Consider the following 18933-nt stretch of genomic DNA (forward strand, 5'->3'; position numbering starts at 1 on the left):
CAGGCAAGATGCCTGTTCCACACAAGTACCATTTTTATGAACAGGCAAGATGCCTGTTCCACACAAGTACCATTTTTATGAACAGGCAAGATGCCTGTTCCACACAAGTACCATTTTTTTGTCGGGTGGTTTATTTTTACCAGTAAAAAGCTCCATCGCTATAATAGAGATACGACCTTCCCAGCAGCCAAACTCCTGATTAACTATGACACTAAAAGAATTAGAACCGCAACTGCTTTCCCTGAGTCCGCCCGAGAAAGCTCAAGCAATACAGATATTAGCTCAAAGTTTAGCCAACACCTGGCAGGGAATTGAAAAAACTCCCGGTGTAGTCGGCGGTAATGCCAGGATTGCAGGGACTAGAATTTCTGTTTGGGGATTGGTAGAGTCTCGTCGATTAGGTGCAACTGATGCTCAACTTTTAGAAGATTATCCGCATCTTAGTGCTAGCGACTTGAAAAATGCCTGGGCTTATGCTGAAGCATTTCCTGACGAGATTGAATCAGCGATTAAGTTAAACAATATAGACTAATATCATGGCAGGTTTGTATGCAGATGAACAATCTTCCTTCTAACTTTTGCCTAACCCTCGATAATTAATCCGTGTATCCGTGTCAAACTCTCTTAGAGTGCCTTCTTCCTTCTGCTAGATAATTTCAGTGCAGGCGATCGCACCAGTAACGTAAAATGTCTAAAAGCGGTATTTGTAAAATAAATTTAGCCCCATGAGCGACGAACAGGAAAAAAAACAAATTTTGACTCAGCAACCGGAAATAATTTCCCCTGCCAGCGATGAGTTCGATCGCAGTGAAATTGCCAGGGCTGATTCAACTTCCGCATCAGCAGAAACTCCCGCAGAAATTGCCGCCCCCGAAGATATTTCAGCGCCAATCGACCAAGCCGAAACAATTCCAGTGGCAGCCGATATCGCGCCGGAAACAACTCAACTTGCAAGTTATCCGCCTCCAACAATTCCAACTGCCCACCCCGAACCAAAACCAGCTCGCTCGTGGCAAATTTTAGCAGTTTTTCTCAGCGGAATTTTAGTCGGTTCCGTCCTTAGTCTCGGCAGTTTGCTAGCGTGGAGAATGTATCAGGAAAGAGCGAACCTTCAAATCAAACTACCCGCTGACGTACCCCTCCCCGAAAGCCCTCCAACCGTCGCAACAGCACCAGTCAACCGTCGGCCCGGACTTCCCCCAGCCCCTGGAAATGGACGGCCCCCCACATTCCCTCCGTCGCCCCGTCCCACTCAAATCCCCTCTCTGTCTGGCCTTCCGCAACTTGCTTCGCCGTTGCCTTCTCCTTTGCCGTTGCCTTCTCCAACTCCAACTCCCGCTGCGGTTGAAACCCCTGTAACCGAGCGAGTTTACTTTCAAGCCGGTGCTACGGGAACTACTCTGAGCAATAGTTTGCGAGCCAACATATCCAGGCGCTACTTACTGGAGTGCAATAGCGGCCAAAGCATGACAATAAATGTTCAAGAAGGTCAAGTTAGCGCCGCAATTATTGCTCCTAACGGTGAAAATTTAGGTACTACTGATAGCACAGGTCAGTGGCAAGGTCAACTAGCCAGTAGCGGCGATTATACTATTGAAATTTCAGGCGATCGCCAAGCCAACTACCAAGTTAAAATTGAAGTCAAATAGCAAGTATAATTGTATCAGGGGGTAGTTACAAAATACCTAACCCCCCCTGTTGCTAATTACAAATTACCAATTACTTATTACCAATGATCGCACAAGTATCTGAAAACATCTACGAAGCAAAAACCCAGGAAATTGCCAAAGAAATCCTGAAGGCAACTCAAGACAAAAAGCGCTCTTTTTTCGGTCAACTGCAAGACCAAATGCGCTGGGACGACAAACTAATGGATTGGGCGATGGCTAGCCCCGGACTGCGGGTGCAATTGTTTCGATTCATCGACTGTTTGCCGGCACTCCGCAGCAAGCCGGAAATTGCCCGCCACTTGCAAGAATACCTGACGGCCCAAGAGGTAGAATTGCCCGAAGCTTTGAAAAAATTGCTCAATTTTACTAACGCTGAGTCGATTCCTGGACAATTGGCCGCGACGACGGTTGCGCCTGCGGTGGAAACTTTGGCGCACAAGTATATTTCTGGGGAAAATATCAAGCAGGTAGTTAAAACTTTAGAGCGACTTCGCAAAGATAAAATGGGTTTTACAGTTGACCTTTTGGGGGAAGCTGTCATCACTGAAACTGAGGCGGAAATTTATCTTAACCGCTATTTGGAATTGATGGAGGAACTGGCGAAGGCAGCGAAGAATTGGCCGCAGGTAGATGCAATTGACAAAGCTGACGGCGAAACTCTGCCGCGAGTGCAAGTATCCGTAAAGTTAACGGCTTTTTATTCTCAGTTTGACCCTTTGGATGCTAAAGGTAGCGAGGAGAAAGTAAGCGAGAGAATTCGCCTGTTACTGCGCCGCGCGAAGGAATTGGGCGCTGCTGTTCATTTTGACATGGAACAGTATGCTTACAAAAGTTTAACTCTGACAATTCTCAAAGACTTATTGTTAGAGGAAGAGTTTCGCAGTCGCACGGATATTGGAATTACATTGCAAGCATATTTGCGCGACAGTGCCCAAGATTTGCGAAACCTGATTTCCTGGGCAAAAAAACGCGGTAATCCGGTAACAGTACGTCTGGTAAAAGGCGCTTACTGGGATCAGGAAACTATCAAAGCGATGCAGAAAGATTGGCCGCAGCCGGTCTACAATGACAAAGTTGCTACCGATGCCAATTTCGAGCAGATGACGCAGTTGCTGTTAGAAAATCACGAATATTTGTATGCAGCTATTGGCAGTCATAATGTACGATCGCAAGCGAGGGCGATCGCCATTGCCGAAACTCTCAATATACCGCGCCGCCGCTTTGAAATGCAAGTGCTGTACGGCATGGGCGACAAATTGGCTAAGCTTTTGGTCGATCGGGGTTATCGCGTCCGAGTCTACTGCCCCTACGGCGATTTGCTGCCGGGAATGGCTTATTTGATCCGCCGTTTGCTGGAAAATACCGCCAACAGTTCTTTCATCCGGCAAAGTTCCGAAGAAATGCCGATCGAACAATTGTTAGCCGCCCCAGTTGCTAACGGAAATGACCAGCTAGTTTACAGCAAAGTATTTCCCAACGTTGCCGATACCGACTACGCCAATACCAAATTGCGGCAACAAGCAGAAACAGCCATCAAATCAGTGCGCGCCAACTTAGGTAAAACCTATTTACCGCTAATCAATGGCGAGTACCAAAATACTGAAGCAACAGTTAACTCACTCAACCCTTCCAATCCCACAGAAGTAGTTGGCACAATCGGATTGATTTCCGAAGAACAGGCCAAACAAGCCCTTGAAGCAGCAAAAGCAGCCTTCACAGGTTGGCGAAAAACCCCCGTCCGACAGCGCGCCGGCGTCCTCCGCAAAGCCGCAGAATTGATGGAACAGCGGCGGCACGAACTATCAGCTTGGATGGTGTTTGAAGTCGGCAAACCCGTCAGAGAATGCGATGCCGAAGTCTCCGAAGCTATTGATTTTTGCCGCTACTACGCCGACGAAATGGAACGGTTAGAACAAGGGAAAAATTACGACATCCCCGGAGAAACTAACCGCTACACCTATCAGCCGCGCGGCATTTCTTTAATCATTTCGCCTTGGAATTTCCCCCTCGCAATTCCCGTCGGCATGACAGTTGCATCCCTAGTTGCTGGAAATTGTACTTTACTCAAACCTGCGGAAGTTTCCTCAGTAATTGCAGCAAAAATAGCAGAAATATTGCTAGAAGCCGGAATCCCCAAAGGCGTATTTCAATACGTGCCTTGCAAAGGTTCAACCGTCGGTGCTTACATGGTGAAACATCCTGACGTTCACATGATTACTTTCACTGGTTCTCAGGAAGTTGGCTGTCAGATTTATGCCGATGCTGCGATTTTGCAGCCTGGACAAAAACACCTGAAACGAGTAATTGCGGAAATGGGCGGCAAAAATGCAATTATTGTCGATGAAAGTGCGGATTTAGACCAAGCAGTCGCAGGCGTAGTTTATTCGGCATTTGGATACAGCGGCCAAAAATGTTCCGCTTGTTCGCGAGTAATTGTGGTCGAATCGGTGTACGATAATTTTGTGGCAAGATTGGTAGAAGCGACGCGATCGCTCAATGTCGGTCCTGCAGAAAATCCCGGCACTCAAGTCGGCCCTGTGATCGATGCAAATGCCCATTCGCGCATCCGCGAATACATCGAAAAAGGTCGCGCCGAAGCTAAAATAGCTTTAGAAATGCCGGCACCAGAAACCGGTTATTTTGTCGGCCCAGTCATTGTTACCGAAGTATCGCCGACAGCAACTATCGCCCAAGAAGAAATTTTCGGCCCGGTTTTGTCCGTGATGCGGGCTCATAATTTCAGCGAAGCGATTGCGATTGCTAACGGCACGAATTTTGCTTTAACTGGCGGATTGTATTCTCGCACGCCTTCGCATATCGATCGAGCCGCATCCGATTTTGAAGTCGGAAACCTGTACATCAATCGCGGAATTACCGGCGCTGTGGTATCGCGGCAACCCTTCGGAGGCTTCAAACTTTCGGGAGTTGGTTCTAAAGCTGGCGGCCCGGATTATTTGCTGCAATTCCTCGAACCCCGCACAATAACCGAAAATATTCAGCGGCAGGGTTTTGCGCCGATTGAAGGAGTGGATGATTAATCTCAAATTCGTTTGATTAAGATTTGATACCCGACTTCTTAAAGAAGTCGGGTATATGCTATCATTGTTCAAAAAAGTCGGGTGCACCTATTCTGTTGTTCTAATTGAATTTACTTAAAATGGAATATAGAAAAAATGGTACTCGTCTAAATTCTCACAATCCTTCACTTGACAAGTGGGTGAGAGTTTTAATGATAGTTATATTAGTCATGGGTATATTTTTTCGTTTCGCCAATCTCGACAAAAAAGTTTACTGGATAGACGAAGGTTACACATCTCTGCGGATTTCCGGTTATACAGAAGCTGAATTTATTCAAGAGTTTGGTGACGGTCAAATCAAGGAAATAAAAAGTCTACAAAAGTATCAGCGGATAAATGCAGATAAAAGCGTTTTTGACACCGTAAAAGGATTGGCAATAGAAGAAGCTCAACTTACTCCCCTGTACTTTGTAGCAGTGAGATTTTGGGTGCAACTGTTTGGAGATTCCATCGCAGTAACTAGAAGCTTGTCGGCGGTTTTTAGCGTGCTGGCATTGCCTTGTATGTATTGGCTATGCTTAGAATTATTTGAGTCATCGGTGACAGCTTGGTTAGCAGTTGCCATAATAGCTGTATCGCCTTTTCAGGTAGTTTATGCTCAGGAAGCTCGACCTTACAGTTTGTTTGTCATGTTAATTTTACTCTCAAGCGCGGTCTTGCTACGAGGAATGCGTCGAAAAACTAATAGTAGTTGGGCAATTTATGCTGTAACATTAGTAGTTGGATTTTATTCTCACCTATTATTTGGAATAGTTGCAATAGGACATGGAGTCTATGTATTAATTATCGAAAAATTCCGGTTTAATAAGACGGTAATTGGCTATTTGCTAGCATCCATAGCAGGATTGATTGCTCTGTCTCCTTGGATTATAGCTTTTATAAAAAATTCGGGCAGTGCCGCTGATAAAACCTCCTGGCTGTCTCTGAGAATACCTGTTTCAGAATTGATGAAAAATTGGGTATGGAACATTAGCAAGCAATTTTTTGATGTGGGAATTTACTGGGATTTGCTACGACCCTATTTGATATCTACTCTGCCAGTTAGTTTAATGATTTTAATAATGGTCGGGTATTCTTTTTATTTACTTGTCAGTAAAACCGAAATGCGAGTTTGGTTGTTTGTTGTGACCTTAACGTTCGTGATAGTAGGAATTTTATGCCCCGCGGACTTAATTAGGGGAGGGATTCGATCTATCAACACTCGTTACATGATCCCCTGTTATTTAGGAATCCAGATATCTCTTGCTTATCTTTTTACTCAAGTTCAAGTTACAACCCAATTACAAAAGCTGTGGAGAGTAGCTCTAGTTGTTCTGCTCTCAATTGGAATTGCGTCTTGCTGCCTCTATGTGTCAGCAGATAATTGGTGGAATAAAGACCGCTCTTATATTAACATCCGGATCGCCCGTACAGTCAACTCAGCTTCTAAGCCATTAATCATAACAGAGTTTCCCGAGTATAGTGTAGATACGATCGGAAATTTACTCGGTATGAGTCACCAAATCGATCCCAGAGCTAAATTATTACTAATGTCACCTAAAAATAATGTTGAAATTCCAGAAAATTTTAACGAAATATTTTTGTACAGTATTACTCCACAATTAAAGACAAAAATTGCCAACAAAAGTAATCAATATAAAATACAAACAATCTATGAAGAAAATGACGCAATGATCCTAGGCAAAATAGTCAATAAATGATGTTTTATATAGCAACCGCACTTGAGTTTGTTTAAAATGGAATCTACGAAAGATCGCGAGCGACTAAATTCTCACAAGCCTTCACTTGACAAGTGGCTGCGATTTTTAATTATCGCTGTATTAGTCATCGGTATTTTATTTCGGTTCGCCAATCTCGATCGCAAATTTTACTGGCTCGACGAAACATATACTTCTTTGAGAGTTTCTGGCTACACCGAAGCCGAAATAATCACAGAAATTTCGTACCAGAAAATAACCTCGCCCTCGGATTTACAAAAATATCAGCAGATAAATTCAGAACACAATTTAACTGACACGCTACATTCTTTAGCAACAGAAGACCCCCAACACCCGCCGCTGTATTACATACTAGCGCGATATTGGGCGCAATGGTTCGGCAGTTCCGTTGCCGTAATGAGAAGTTTGGCCGCCGTGATTAGCCTGCTAGTATTTCCCGCAATTTATTGGCTGGCTTGGGAGTTATTTGAATCTTCTGCAGTAGCGTGGATGGCGATCGCACTGTTCGCAATTTCTCCCTACCACATCTTGTTTGCCCAAGAAGCGAGACAGTACAGTTTGTGGACATTAACTACTATTTTATCCAGTGCAGCCCTACTGCGAGCCACGCGCCCTGACAAAAATCAAAATGCTCTCGCCCTTGTGTCTCACTGGGCACTGTACGCAGTCACAGCAGCAATGGGATTTTACACCCACTTGTTATTTGTCTGCGTCGCCGCCGCCCACGCAATCTACATCGCAATCCTTGCCAACTGGCGGGATATTAAAACATTTATTGCCTATTATGTAGCAGTTGTAGTAGCATTAATTGCCTCCATCCCTCCCCTGATAAATTCTTTAGAAAACTTCAATCAAATTAGAAGCACAACAGTATGGGCAGAACAAACAAATTTCTTAAGATTAGTCAGCAGGTGGGTTGGTTCCGTCACCATAGCATTTTTTGATATTGGCATCGATGGAACTGCCAACGCCACACAACTAGCCTTGGTAATTCCAGTTGGTATCATGATTCTAGCTTTAGTCGGCTATGCCCTTTATTATCTATGCCGACAAACACCAAAGCGAGTGTGGTTGATTGTATTGTTATTAATTGCAACAACTGCTTTATTTTTGGCAGTGCCTGATATAATCAAGGGTGGAAGGCGATCGGCAAATCCGCGATATTTAGTTCCTTGTTATGTGGGAATTCAGATAGCAGTGGCTTACCTGCTGTCTGCGAAAATTAGTAACAATTTGGAAAAGTTTAAACAGCAAAAACTGTGGAAAATAGTTATAGTTGCCGTTTTTTCCGCAGGTATTATATCCGGTGGAGTTAGTTCTCAAGCAGATATTTGGTGGAATAAAGGTAGCGGTTGGTTGCGCGCCGTGGAAGTAGCTGCGACTGTCAATCAAGCCAGCAATCCCCTAATTATCAGCGATGCCAATATCGCACATATCATGCCTTTAAGTTATTACCTAGAACCAAAAGTCAAACTGCTAATAGAACCCCGCTGTTACACTTCTTGCTACAAAAATCGAGAATTGGCAAAGAAAAAACCCCAACCCCCGCAAATTCCCGGCGGTTTCAATGAGTTGTTTTTATACAGACCCTCCTCTACTTTGCGATCGGCTATTCAGCAACAAAACTATCAAATAGATCCGGCTGACACTAATGTCGATCTTAATCTGTGGAAAATTACCCAGAAATAATCTCAAACATTAAGGCCAAAAACAAGGGTTTGCTGCCCAAAAAATAAATGTCTTATTCACTGCGACATACTGGCCACAAACGGCATTTTTGGAAGTATGTCGCAAGTAGAGTTCGATAGGTTTTGTTTTCGTGGTAAGCTAGAAATTAAGAATCAAAAAATAACATCAAAAATCTCAAATGACAGTCACTGAAACCTCCAACATTCGTAAACTGCTGTGCGATCCAGACTTAGGGCTGATTCCTCACCTAGAAAAGTGCCTGAAAGATTTGCACTCATCTGCGATCGCCAGTGGAGAGAAATTCAAGGTAGAACCTTACGATATAGAACTCAAAAGCTGCCACACCCAGAAGCATCCCAACGACCAAAAACCTCTCGTCACCCAGTCAGTGTTAATAAAAGTTCCCCTGACTGGGAAAGTTCAAGACAAGATGCACCTATATCTGATCGCAACTGAGTTGCAGAACCAAATCGACGTTAAAATTATCGACTGGAGTGCCTTAGAACGCCGCCAATACGACATTCAGGGCATCCCCTTAAAGCAGCCGATCACCAAAATAGACGGCCAGATGAATTACGAGTTAGTATTCGATCGACCAACCTACTGCTGCATCACCCTGTGCCGCCAATTTGACTTAACTTACGCCGCCAATTTTTAATTGTGCTTGTAGGGAGGGGCGGGTTTCACCAACAATATTTAGGTTAATTAACAATCTATAAAACCCGCCCCTATCCCACGGTAAACCCCTTGTACATTTTTCGCATTCAATACAAATCAATGTTGATGTAGATTGTTAGTTGTGTGGGGGCGGGTTTATGTATATTGTTAGTAGAAAATCGATATTGTTGGTGAAACCCGCCGGGAGCATCTCAGTTTTGCATTGACAGTGCGAGCGTCCCCGCTCGCGTATTGTACAATACGCGAGCGGGGACGCTCGCACTACAATAAAAAAAATGCTTTTTACAAAACTGAGATGCTCCCAACCCGCCCCTACGAAATCTGGTAACAGTATGTCAAGCCCATTACCAATTCCCAATTACCAATTACCAATTATCAATGAATTCAAACCGCTCGATTCGCAGTTTCCGCAAGAATCCTCTTAATATCAGCAGGACTCAGACTCGGATTAGCTTGCAACATCAAAGCTATCACGCCGGATACTTGTGGCACTCCCATTGAAGTACCGGCAAAATATCGATAGGGAATCCCCGGTTGAGAAAGCGGCACAGTTGAATAAACATCACTAGAATCCGCCCTACCACCGTCGCCACCCGGAGCAACAAAATAATTAATAGTCTCCGTACCCGCCCGGTTAGAATACTCCCCAAACAAGCCATTTCTGGTAACACCACCGACAGCAATTCCTACCTCATTGGCAAACCGAGCCGGATAATCTACTTGTGGGCGAGCATCATTTCCCGCCGCCGAAATCACGATCGCGCCTTGAGCTTCGGCCGCTCGAATAGCATCCAATTCTTGAGCATTCAACTGTTGACCGCCCAAACTCACATTGATTATCTTCGCTCCATTTGCCACCGCATAATTAATCGCATTAATTTCATCCCGAATTTTACCTACCCCTGCCCGATCGAGTATTTTCAAAGGCATAATCTTCGCAGTCGGAGCTGTTCCCGTAATCCCTATCCCATCTTTTTTCGCAGCAACTAAACCCGATATATGAGTGCCGTGATTGTTATCATCCCTCGGGTCATTATCGTTGTTGACAAAATCCCATCCTCGGAAATCGTCAACAAAGCCATTGCTATCATCATCAACCCCGTTGCTAGCTTTATTGCGACCGATCGCATCAACACCGGTTTCCCCCGCATTGCTCCAAATATTCCCCGTCAAATCCGGGTGATTGTAGTCAACTCCGCTGTCGATAACTGCCACCACAATGCCGTCTCCAGTCAATCCCTGGGCCCAAACCTCTGGAGCTTTAATTAAATCTCTGCCCCACTCGTCGCCACCCAAGTCGGGAACATCAGGAAAAGTTGCAGTACCTTTAGCTTTAGCAACTGCCGCCGCTGCATTCACCAAACCGAACCCAAAACGAGAGTCAAAACCCTGCAAGTTGCTCGCATTGTTAGTAAAAACAGTTCCAGGGGTTGCAGACAGATTGAGGGAGAAATTTGTACTGCCTTGGTATTGATAAACTCGGATAAAGTAAGTTCCTGCGGCTAAACCGTTGATGTCGATCGCTTCCGGCGATAAATTCGGTTGTTGAGAAGAAGCAATAATATCGGTAAAGTCAATAGAATTGTCGCCGTTAATATCTTTAATTAGAGCAACATCAACATCTGCCGTCAAACCGCTGACAGTTAATTTAAAGTCGCTAGTTGCAGGCAAAGTAAAGCGGTAAAGGCCGTCTGGCCGGGCGTTGCTAAGCGAGTCTGCGATCGTTTGAGTGCCGCCCAAAACGCCTAAATCGCGAGCTTGATCCAGTTGGTTGCCCAATACGGTAGTTGCAGAGATGAATGTATTGGCGAGGTCTTGTGGAGATGCGTTGGCTACCAAGCCTAAAATAGCATTGGATTGGCGAATTTTAATTAATGTATTGGAAATACCGGGGGCGATCGATATTTCTTCGAGAATCAAGTCAGCTTCGGTAAGATTGTCAGTCAGTCCGATCGAATCCACAAAACTGTTAAAGTCAGTAATAACGTCTGCCGCAGCCGGATCGGAGACTGCGGAGTTGCTGCGGAGGACAAAGGTATCAGGGCCCAAACCCCCTGTCAGCGTATCTTTGCCCCCATCCCCCACTAAAACGTCGCTGCCAAAGTCACCGTTGAGGGCGTCATCTCCCTTACCTCCCTGCAAGGTATCGCTGTCGGCATCGCCAAACAGGAAGTCGCTGCTGACACCACCGTTAAGTACATCGTTGTCTGCGCCCCCTAACAGCGTATCGGAATTGCTGCCGCCGAGAATGCGATCGTTACCATTATCGCCACTGATGCGATCGGCATCCGACGAACCGACAATAAAATCGTTGCCGCCGAGGGCAAAAAATCCGTTAGGATAAGGAGTCAAAAAGCCCGGAGTCAAGGCGAAACTGTTGGGGCTATCATCTAAAAGATAGGAAAGACCGTCAGGGCTCGGGCCGGGCATAGAAATGTACTCCTAGCGAGGTATATCGATCTAAATTTTAGATTTTAAATTTAAGTTTGTGGTTAAAAACGCCCTAAATAGTCTGTAATGCGCGCATTACAGACAGTCTGTAGAGGCTTGCATAGGTTAGGTTAAACTGAGATGTTCCACCCTTCTCAATTACTTGTTTAGGAACAGGCTTTTCGGCCTGTTCCACAAAAATGTTGAGTTATTGTGGAACGGGCCGGAGAGCCCGTTTAGGAACAGGCAAGATGCCTGTTCCACAAGAATGTTGAGTTATTGTGGAACCAACAGGCTTTTCGGCCTGTTCCACAAAAATGTTGAGTTATTGTGGAACCAACAGGCTTTTCGGCCTGTTCCACAAAAATGTTGAGTTATTGTGGAACGGGCCGGAGAGCCCGTTCTTGACAAGGGTGCAACATCTCAGGTGAAACAGATTTATTCCGTCATATCATGCCGTGTAAATTAACCACAATTCCGCCTTAGCCCCTCTAAAATATAAAATCTAAAACAGTATAACTTAATCCCAAATTCAAAATCGGGATCAGAAAATGGGAAAACAACACTTGCATCGAATTCAGAATTTTTTCAACATCGCAAAATCGCATTTAAAGCCTTATTTGCGCTATTTGATTTTGGGCGGGACGTTTTTATTTATTGCCAAAGCTTTTTTAACTCACTGGCGAGAAGTCGCGAATATCCAAATTCGAGCGGAAAGTTTTCCGTTGCTGGCGATCGCCCTTGGCGTCACTTTATTTTCTCTAATTTTCGTCGGCTGGGTGTGGATGTTGATTTTGCGGGAATTCCGCCAACCTGTAACTGCCGCCTGGGCAATTCAAGTTTTTCTCAAAACTAATATTGCCAAGTATTTGCCGGGGAATATTTGGCATTTTTGGGGTCGAATATTGGACGCGAAAAAGGCAGGAATTTTCCCGAAAGCTGCTACTCTTAGCGTGTTGCTGGAACCGCTGCTGATGGCTTCTGCGGGCGTTTTGATTGGGTTGATTTGTTTTGACAAATTCAATTGGTGGTTGCGGCTTGTCGGTTGTGCTGCTATTTTAACCGCGATTCATCCCCGCATTTTAAATCCGATCGTTCTGTTTGTAGAGCGGTTGAAGTTATCCAAGAACAATGGGGAAAATTCCCAGGCTGGGGAGGCTGCGAGCGAGGAACTGAATATTCGTGCAGAGTCTACCTCCAATCTAGCTAAAAAAACATCGAATGTCAAGTCCCGCCGCAAAATTAATTTGCCAATTAAACGCTATCCTTTAGTGCCGTTAATCGGACAAATGTGTTTTATCGGATTGCGGGGCTGCGGTTTTTTGCTAACGGTAATGGCTTTAACTCCGGTGAGCTTTAGCAATATTCCCAACTTGTTCGGTGCTTTTTGTTTTGCCTTTGTTGTCGGTTTAGTCGTACCGGGAGCACCGGGGGGAATGGGAGTATTTGAAGCAACGGCGATCGCCCTGCTGTCCGATCGCTTTTCTACGGGTATAATTCTGAGTGCGGTGGCTTTGTATCGGATAATTAGCATTCTGGCGGATGTTTCGGGTGCTGCTTTGGCAAAGCTCGATCGCCAGCGCGATCGGCACAGTAAAAAAAGGTGAATTTGAAATAAAATATTTGAGGAATATAATTTGCTGCGATCGAGGAATCCCTGAATCGGGCAATCTAGTAAAAGCTATAATCAAAGTCGTGAGTGCCAACTCACAGACTTAGGTAAATTACTTGAACTTTGGCTGACCGTGTAAATCCAATCATCTCATTGGCAGCAAATTCATCACATTCCAGGTTCTTTGAAATAATGACTCTAACCTCCGGTTAGCCATGACTCATAACAACAATCGAACGACAACAATTCGTTACCTTCTAATTACATCAGGTGTACTGGCGATCGGTGGATTAGGCTATCTTGCTTATACAATGTTGCGCCAACCCAAGGAAGTACGCTACTACGCATCCGAACAGCAATGTATTGTAGATGCGACGAACCAAAGCAACGGGTTCACCAAAGAGCAGTGTCAGGCCCAGTTCCGGTACGCAATGCAGGAATACGAACGCATTACGCCCGTGTATCGCACGCAGCCAGAATGCCAAGAAGACACAGCAAGCATTTGCTCGCAGGTATCGAATTCCAGCGTTGCTACCCCCGGATGGCGACCAGAGTTCGGCGGCTTCTATTTCACCGATGATGTCGATGATGATGCCCCTCCAACAGTGGTCAACGGCGTCAACGGCGGCTCCTACAGGATTTATCCAGTGCAACCCGTTTACCGCTCCAACATCGGAATTGTAACTCCAGATAGAACCCAGATTACTCGTCCCCTACAGGGCATACCGCTAGATTCTCCCTACTTTTCCTCCAGTGGCGACACCCCAAATCGCCCCCCAGGCCACGCAGCTCGCGGAACCATCAAGGGACGAGGGAGCTTTGGTACTTCTGTCCGCTCCACGGCTCCTTTGGGAAGCGGAGGCAAGTGATATCGATTGCGGTTGCACTCCTTATCATTGTTGACTGTTGACTGTAGAAGGAGGGGTCAAAAAAATGAAAATTGCGCGAATTATTTGTTGGCAACTTGATTCGACTTTATGCCCGACGATGAAGCGCGGATTTGATATCATTCCGGCGCAGCCAGAATTGATATGATGGAAGCATTTTTGAGCGGCGATTCATCCCCCAACTATTTTTTCTCTAGTTCTTTTCTCTGTTTTTGTAGATCCTTGAGTTCCACACCACTAGCAAGGCGCTTCCTCCATGTATCCCTTTTTGTTTCAGCGACGACGCAACTGGCAGCAGCACGTATTAGATAACGCCTACCAATGTCAGCCTCTTGCAGACATCAACCAACGCTACTGGGCAGAAGCCTTACACCGTCCCTTTGGGGTGATGTTTTCGCGCCAGGAAGAGGCGAGGATCTGGGATGCTACTGAGGCTCTTTGGGATATGTGTCGGGAGTTTTTGGACTGGTTTTTCACCGCTGATGGCCTAGAAAATCGGATGGAAAAACTCGCTATTCCCCCTGCTTTCTGGGAAGCAATTCAGGTTTCGTGGGATCGGGTTTACGAAGAAGAAGATATGTCTCTTTATACCCGTTTCGATCTTGCCGTCACTGAAGATGGAAAAATTAGCCTTCTAGAAATCAACGGCGAAACTCCTCTCTTGGGTGCAGAAACAGTCTATCAATGGCTGTGGTTAGATGACATGAAAAAACCAAGCCGAGATTTGAGCTCGCTTCCCAACGATGCCAATCAGTTCAACAACTTTTGGGACGAAGTTGCGGGTCGATTCCGCACTCTAAGTCGTCATTATGATTTAAAGCAGTTCGGCCTGAGCTTGTTAATTGACGAGCATCTGTCAGAAGATACCGAGATGGCTGGACAACTGGTCGAAATTATTAATCAAGAATTAGGAAACGATCGCTTTTTTACCCAACTTGTAGGATTGCGTAACCATCTAGGCGTGGATGAAGAAGGATTTTTTGTCGATCAATTCAATAATCGGATCATGCGGCTGTGGAAAATCGTCGATTGGCTGGATTTGCAACTCGCAAGCGAATCTTTTAACGCAGATGAAGCCCTAGCATCGCGCCTGATAGCAGGGGACGTGAAAATCATTGAGCCGCTGTGGAAACAGATTTTAAGCAATAAAGGATCGATGGTGTGGATGTGGGAATTATTTGGCAACCACCCAGTGTACGCTCAATTCTTGCTACCGACTTTCTTCACAGATACTATCTCGATCGAATCCACAGCATTGCTGACCCAAATGCACGTCAAAAAGCCCCTCGTCGGTCTAGAAGGTGTTGGGGTTTCTATTGAAACCGGCGATTTTGTTGCCGGAGCCGTTCACGCCCGCGAGGCGATGGGCTACGATCGCGAAGGATTCATTATTCAGTCCTATCAACCCTTGCCCGAATATTTTGGCTACCACTTCGTCGTAGGTTCCTGGGTTGTTGGCGATACTCCATCCGGCATCGTATTGCGCGGAGATACCAATCCGATCACCGGACGACATTGCTTAATCGTTCCGCATATCGTGAGCGATAATCTGGTGAATACTTAACTTTTAATCAGAAAAACTATGAAATTACAAACTCATGATGTCCGAGGAGTTCCGATTCTTAGCAGTGAGTGGAGTGTAGATGAATTTATTGCCGATGAGTTGAAAATTCCCGAAGTCGCGCCTACAATTCAGGCTGGATTTATGGATCTCCTTAGCCGAGATGTGTTCTCTGAGGGAGACAGTCAGCCACTCTACGAGCATCTGCTATCTCGCAGTTCGGAGTTCTCGTTAGAATTCATGAGTGCGATCGAACTTTGGCTGCAAGACGAATTACGGCACTACGTTGCTCTACGTAAGGTCTATCACATGGTATCAGGTTTGTCCCCAGAGGCGATCGACCAAAAAAACCAGAGTCGGGTGCATGAACTCGAACCGATCTCGTTTCTGATAGAGAACGAATTCACCATTCTAGTTGGTTTAATGTTTGACGAAATGGGTTCCGTGTGGTCTTATCACCGGGATATTAAGGAATTCTACCAACACTATGGGAACGGCTTTGCTCGCGTAGGACATTTGGTGACGCAGGATGAGGGGCGGCATTTTAGGAATGCTGCGACTCTCATCCAACATCGCCATCCCGACAAAATCGATCGCATCAAACCCTTATTAGAAAAGATTAGCGAAATGGAAGCCCGTCTTGCTTATTATCCCAAGACTTTCTTTCTAGATCACGCTCAGGAAAGAGACCGCTTTCCGAAAGATTTTAATACCCAGGTGATTCAAAGAATTCTCTCCTTTTTCTAACAGAATTACCAAGTTAATCATCGGATCAACATTATTATACTTTCCGTGGCGATCGAGCATCTGCAACCTGACGCAGCCTACCGCAACTTTCTCTTTCTCCTCTAACTCTCTCTGTGTCCTCTGTGTCCTCTGCGGTTAAAAACTCTAATTCTTATATGAATTAAAGCATTTTTTCCAGAAATTGCTTAGCGCGATCGCACTTCGGGTTACTAAAAAACTCCTGCGGCGGCACATCTTCCGCCACCTTTCCGCCATCGAGAAACAAAATCCGGTGGGCGACTTCCCGCGCAAAACCCATTTCGTGAGTTACAATCGCCATCGTAATTCCCGTTTTCGTCAAAGCTTTCATCACATCTAACACTTCTTTAACCATTTCAGGATCGAGTGCAGAAGTCGGTTCGTCCATCAACAAAATTTCCGGTTCCATAGCCAAACAGCGGGCGATCGCCACCCGCTGTTTTTGTCCCCCCGAAAGCTTAGAAGGATAAACCTCTGCCTTATCTGACAAACCCACTTTTTCCAGCAATTCTAACCCCTTCAGACGCGCCTCATCCTTAGCCACCTGCTTCACCTTTACAGGCGCATACATCACATTTTGCAGCACAGTCATGTGTGGGAACAAGTGGAAATGCTGAAACACCATCCCCACTTTCTGGCGGATTTTCAGAATATCTGCCTTCGGCAAAGTAATATCCACCCCGTCAATGTATATGTGTCCCGAAGTCGGAATTTCCAGTAAATTCAAACACCGCAAAAAAGTAGACTTGCCGCACCCCGAAGGGCCGATAATGGCAATCACTTCTCCTTTATGAATCTCAGTAGTTATCTCGCGCAAAACCTTCAGATTGCCAAAAGATTTATACAGGCGATCGACCTTAACTGCTAGTTTGGAGTCTGCGTTCGAGTACATTTGCCCCCCAAGTTAAACTAAGCACCATCAAATAATAAATTGCACCGACAAATATCAAAGGTTCAAAGTAAATATACTTTTCTGCTCCCACAATTGTAGCGCGGCGCAGCAAGTCTTCTACGCCAATTACTGAAACTAAAGCTGAATCCTTCAGCAAAGCAATACTTTCATTCACCAAGGAAGGCAAAATATTTTTCAACGCTTGCGGCAAGATAATATCGCCCATCATCAGTTTGTAGGGAACGCCAAGGGATTCTGCGGCTTCTTTTTGACCTTTATCTACGGCTTGAATTCCCGCGCGGATTGTTTCGGAAATATAAGCCCCAGAATTCAGGAAAAAAGTAATCACGCCAGCTTGCAGCGCCGATATATTATAGCCCGTAAGCTGCGGCGTTGCAAAATAAACTAAAGTCAACTGCAAAATTAGCGGCGTTCCGCGAAAAATTGAGGTGTAAGCAGTGGCAAACCAGAACAGCGGTTTAATGCTAGAAATCTTAAACAGAGACAGCACGATTCCCCAGATAAATCCGAGAAATGCCGACAGCAAGGTAAAAGTTAGCGTTACCCAAAGCCCGGACAAAATATAAGGCAAACTCGGCAAGATTTTGCCAAAATCTAACCCGAACTTGGACGCTACCGCAGGCTGATTTGCTTGAGCCTGTTCTTGCGGAATCGGGCGAGAAAACCACTTAGTAGCTAGTTCCTTAATTTGACCGCTGGCTTTCATTTGCTGAAGGACTCGGTTGAATTCGGGAACTAATCTCGAACCTTTCGGAAAGGCGATCGCCGAACCGCTTTCTTCAGTATTCGGGATTGTGTTAAATTCCAAGTCCGGGTTCGCTGCTGCATAACCCGTAGCGACAGTATCCTCGATCACTCCTGCGGCGATGCGGTTCGATTTAATTTCTTGAATGATGTCAGGAATCCTATTGAGAGCAGCCAGTTGCACACCGGCCATTTTTTTCACAGCTTCCTGCTGAATACTTCCGAGTTGAACGCCTACTTTTTTCCCGGCTAAATCTTCAGCTTTGGTCAAATTGCTACCTTTATTGGCGACAATTGTATTTTGAGCTTCGTAGTAAAGATCAGAAAAATCAACATTTTTTTTCCTTTCTGCTGTGGGAGTCATTCCAGCCATCACAAAATCGGCTCTTTCCGCCTGCAAAGCTGGAATTAAGCCGTTAAAATCCATGCCAATTACTTTCAGTTCGTAGCCTAATTTTTTAGTAATATATTTGGCAATATCGATGTCAAAACCGATGATTTCGTTGCCGCTAACAGCCGTATCTTTAAATTCATAGGGCGGGTAGTCTGGGGAAGTCGCCAGTGTTAAAGTCTTGTTCGCTTGGGCGTAGCTGGCGATCGCAATTAAACAAAGGGCGATCGCGATCGCCGCCGCCAGCATTGATTTTAATTTTAAACGTTTCATATCGAACATTGTCCTAAAAAATCCCCTAGCCGACAAATTATGCGAAACTTCACAATTCTGTCACCACTCTAAAGATAGATAACAGTGGTAGGGTGCGTCAGGTTGGAGATTCTTAGTCAGCATAGAAAGTGTGATTCTGAGGCATCATTTGTTGCAAAATGCGTTAGTTGTGAGATTGTTGGTTTGTAGGAAAAATCATGCTAACTGACGCACGCTACTTAAAGTAAATCACGCTCAATACTTAATCCGTGTATCCGTGTCAATCCGTGTCGTGCCTGCCTTCTTCTCTAACATTTTAGAAGGTAAAGCTTGTCCGCACAACTCCCACCCATGTTGTACCGTTGTCCAAGTTGCGATCGGTATTTGTAATGATCCAGCATATTCCATTTGTGGGACACGGTATTCAGTAGATCAGAGCCAAAAATGAAACGTTCTCAGATATAGTTTCGTGAAAAAATAGTTAAAGCGTATCAACAAGGTGATACATAAATTAGGAAAGGAGCCGCCCGTTTAGATATAAATAAA

At 45.2% G+C, this 18933-nt stretch carries 14 protein-coding genes; 10 read left to right on the forward strand and 4 right to left on the reverse strand.

The features are described from left to right. Window positions 1-205: 205 nt before the first annotated feature. From QT992_RS02745 to QT992_RS02770, 6 genes are all read left to right on the forward strand, one after another. On the forward strand, window positions 206-532 hold the full coding sequence (locus QT992_RS02745) for a DUF433 domain-containing protein (protein WP_333376483.1): 327 nt from the start codon (window positions 206-208) through the stop codon (window positions 530-532). Window positions 533-725: 193 nt separating this feature from the next. Next, window positions 726-1649 (forward strand): hypothetical protein, encoded by a 924-nt coding sequence (locus tag QT992_RS02750; protein WP_333317297.1) that lies wholly within the window; start codon window positions 726-728, stop codon window positions 1647-1649. Between the two features lie 83 nt (window positions 1650-1732). After that, entirely contained in the window at window positions 1733-4708 is a 2976-nt protein-coding gene (gene pruA / locus QT992_RS02755; RefSeq protein ID WP_333317299.1) for an L-glutamate gamma-semialdehyde dehydrogenase, read from the forward strand. A 119-nt stretch (window positions 4709-4827) separates the two neighbouring features. Further along, a complete protein-coding gene (locus QT992_RS02760; protein WP_333317301.1) occupies window positions 4828-6447 on the forward strand; it encodes a glycosyltransferase family 39 protein in 1620 nt (539 codons plus the stop codon). Between the two features lie 36 nt (window positions 6448-6483). Beyond that, on the forward strand, window positions 6484-8154 hold the full coding sequence (locus QT992_RS02765; protein WP_333340464.1) for a glycosyltransferase family 39 protein: 1671 nt from the start codon (window positions 6484-6486) through the stop codon (window positions 8152-8154). Window positions 8155-8332: 178 nt separating this feature from the next. Then, window positions 8333-8812: a hypothetical protein gene (locus QT992_RS02770; RefSeq protein ID WP_333101727.1), complete on the forward strand. Its 480-nt coding sequence runs from the start codon at window positions 8333-8335 to the stop codon at window positions 8810-8812. Window positions 8813-9216: 404 nt separating this feature from the next. On the opposite strand, the gene QT992_RS02775 is transcribed toward QT992_RS02770, so the two are convergent. Next, window positions 9217-11262: a S8 family serine peptidase gene (locus QT992_RS02775; RefSeq protein ID WP_333317305.1), complete on the reverse strand. Its 2046-nt coding sequence runs from the start codon at window positions 11260-11262 to the stop codon at window positions 9217-9219. Between the two features lie 551 nt (window positions 11263-11813). Between QT992_RS02775 and QT992_RS02780 the strand changes: the two genes are divergently transcribed. The 4 genes from QT992_RS02780 (at window position 11814) to QT992_RS02795 (ending at window position 16069) form a co-directional block, all read left to right on the forward strand. Beyond that, entirely contained in the window at window positions 11814-12869 is a 1056-nt protein-coding gene (locus QT992_RS02780; protein ID WP_333336878.1) for a UPF0104 family protein, read from the forward strand. A 220-nt stretch (window positions 12870-13089) separates the two neighbouring features. Beyond that, a complete protein-coding gene (locus tag QT992_RS02785) occupies window positions 13090-13743 on the forward strand; it encodes a DUF1190 domain-containing protein (protein ID WP_333336880.1) in 654 nt (217 codons plus the stop codon). A 274-nt stretch (window positions 13744-14017) separates the two neighbouring features. After that, on the forward strand, window positions 14018-15325 hold the full coding sequence (locus tag QT992_RS02790; RefSeq protein WP_333317311.1) for a glutathionylspermidine synthase family protein: 1308 nt from the start codon (window positions 14018-14020) through the stop codon (window positions 15323-15325). A gap of 18 nt (window positions 15326-15343) precedes the next feature. Then, window positions 15344-16069: a hypothetical protein gene (locus QT992_RS02795; protein WP_333317313.1), complete on the forward strand. Its 726-nt coding sequence runs from the start codon at window positions 15344-15346 to the stop codon at window positions 16067-16069. A 160-nt stretch (window positions 16070-16229) separates the two neighbouring features. Here the strand turns inward: QT992_RS02795 and QT992_RS02800 are convergent, their stop codons facing one another. The 3 genes from QT992_RS02800 to QT992_RS02810 form a co-directional block, all read right to left on the reverse strand. After that, on the reverse strand, window positions 16230-16979 hold the full coding sequence (locus QT992_RS02800) for an amino acid ABC transporter ATP-binding protein (RefSeq protein WP_333317315.1): 750 nt from the start codon (window positions 16977-16979) through the stop codon (window positions 16230-16232). After that, complete coding sequence (locus QT992_RS02805) at window positions 16945-18408, reverse strand: ABC transporter substrate-binding protein/permease (RefSeq protein ID WP_333317316.1); 1464 nt, start codon at window positions 18406-18408, stop codon at window positions 16945-16947. The genes QT992_RS02800 and QT992_RS02805 overlap by 35 nt, the downstream gene beginning before the upstream one ends. A gap of 234 nt (window positions 18409-18642) precedes the next feature. Then, window positions 18643-18795, reverse strand: a complete 153-nt coding sequence (locus QT992_RS02810) for a hypothetical protein (RefSeq protein ID WP_333336882.1) — start codon at window positions 18793-18795, stop codon at window positions 18643-18645. Window positions 18796-18933: the final 138 nt, after the last annotated feature.

Origin of the sequence: Microcoleus sp. T3_D1 (assembly GCF_036700405.1) — a bacterium.
Taxonomy (GTDB): domain Bacteria; phylum Cyanobacteriota; class Cyanobacteriia; order Cyanobacteriales; family Microcoleaceae; genus Microcoleus.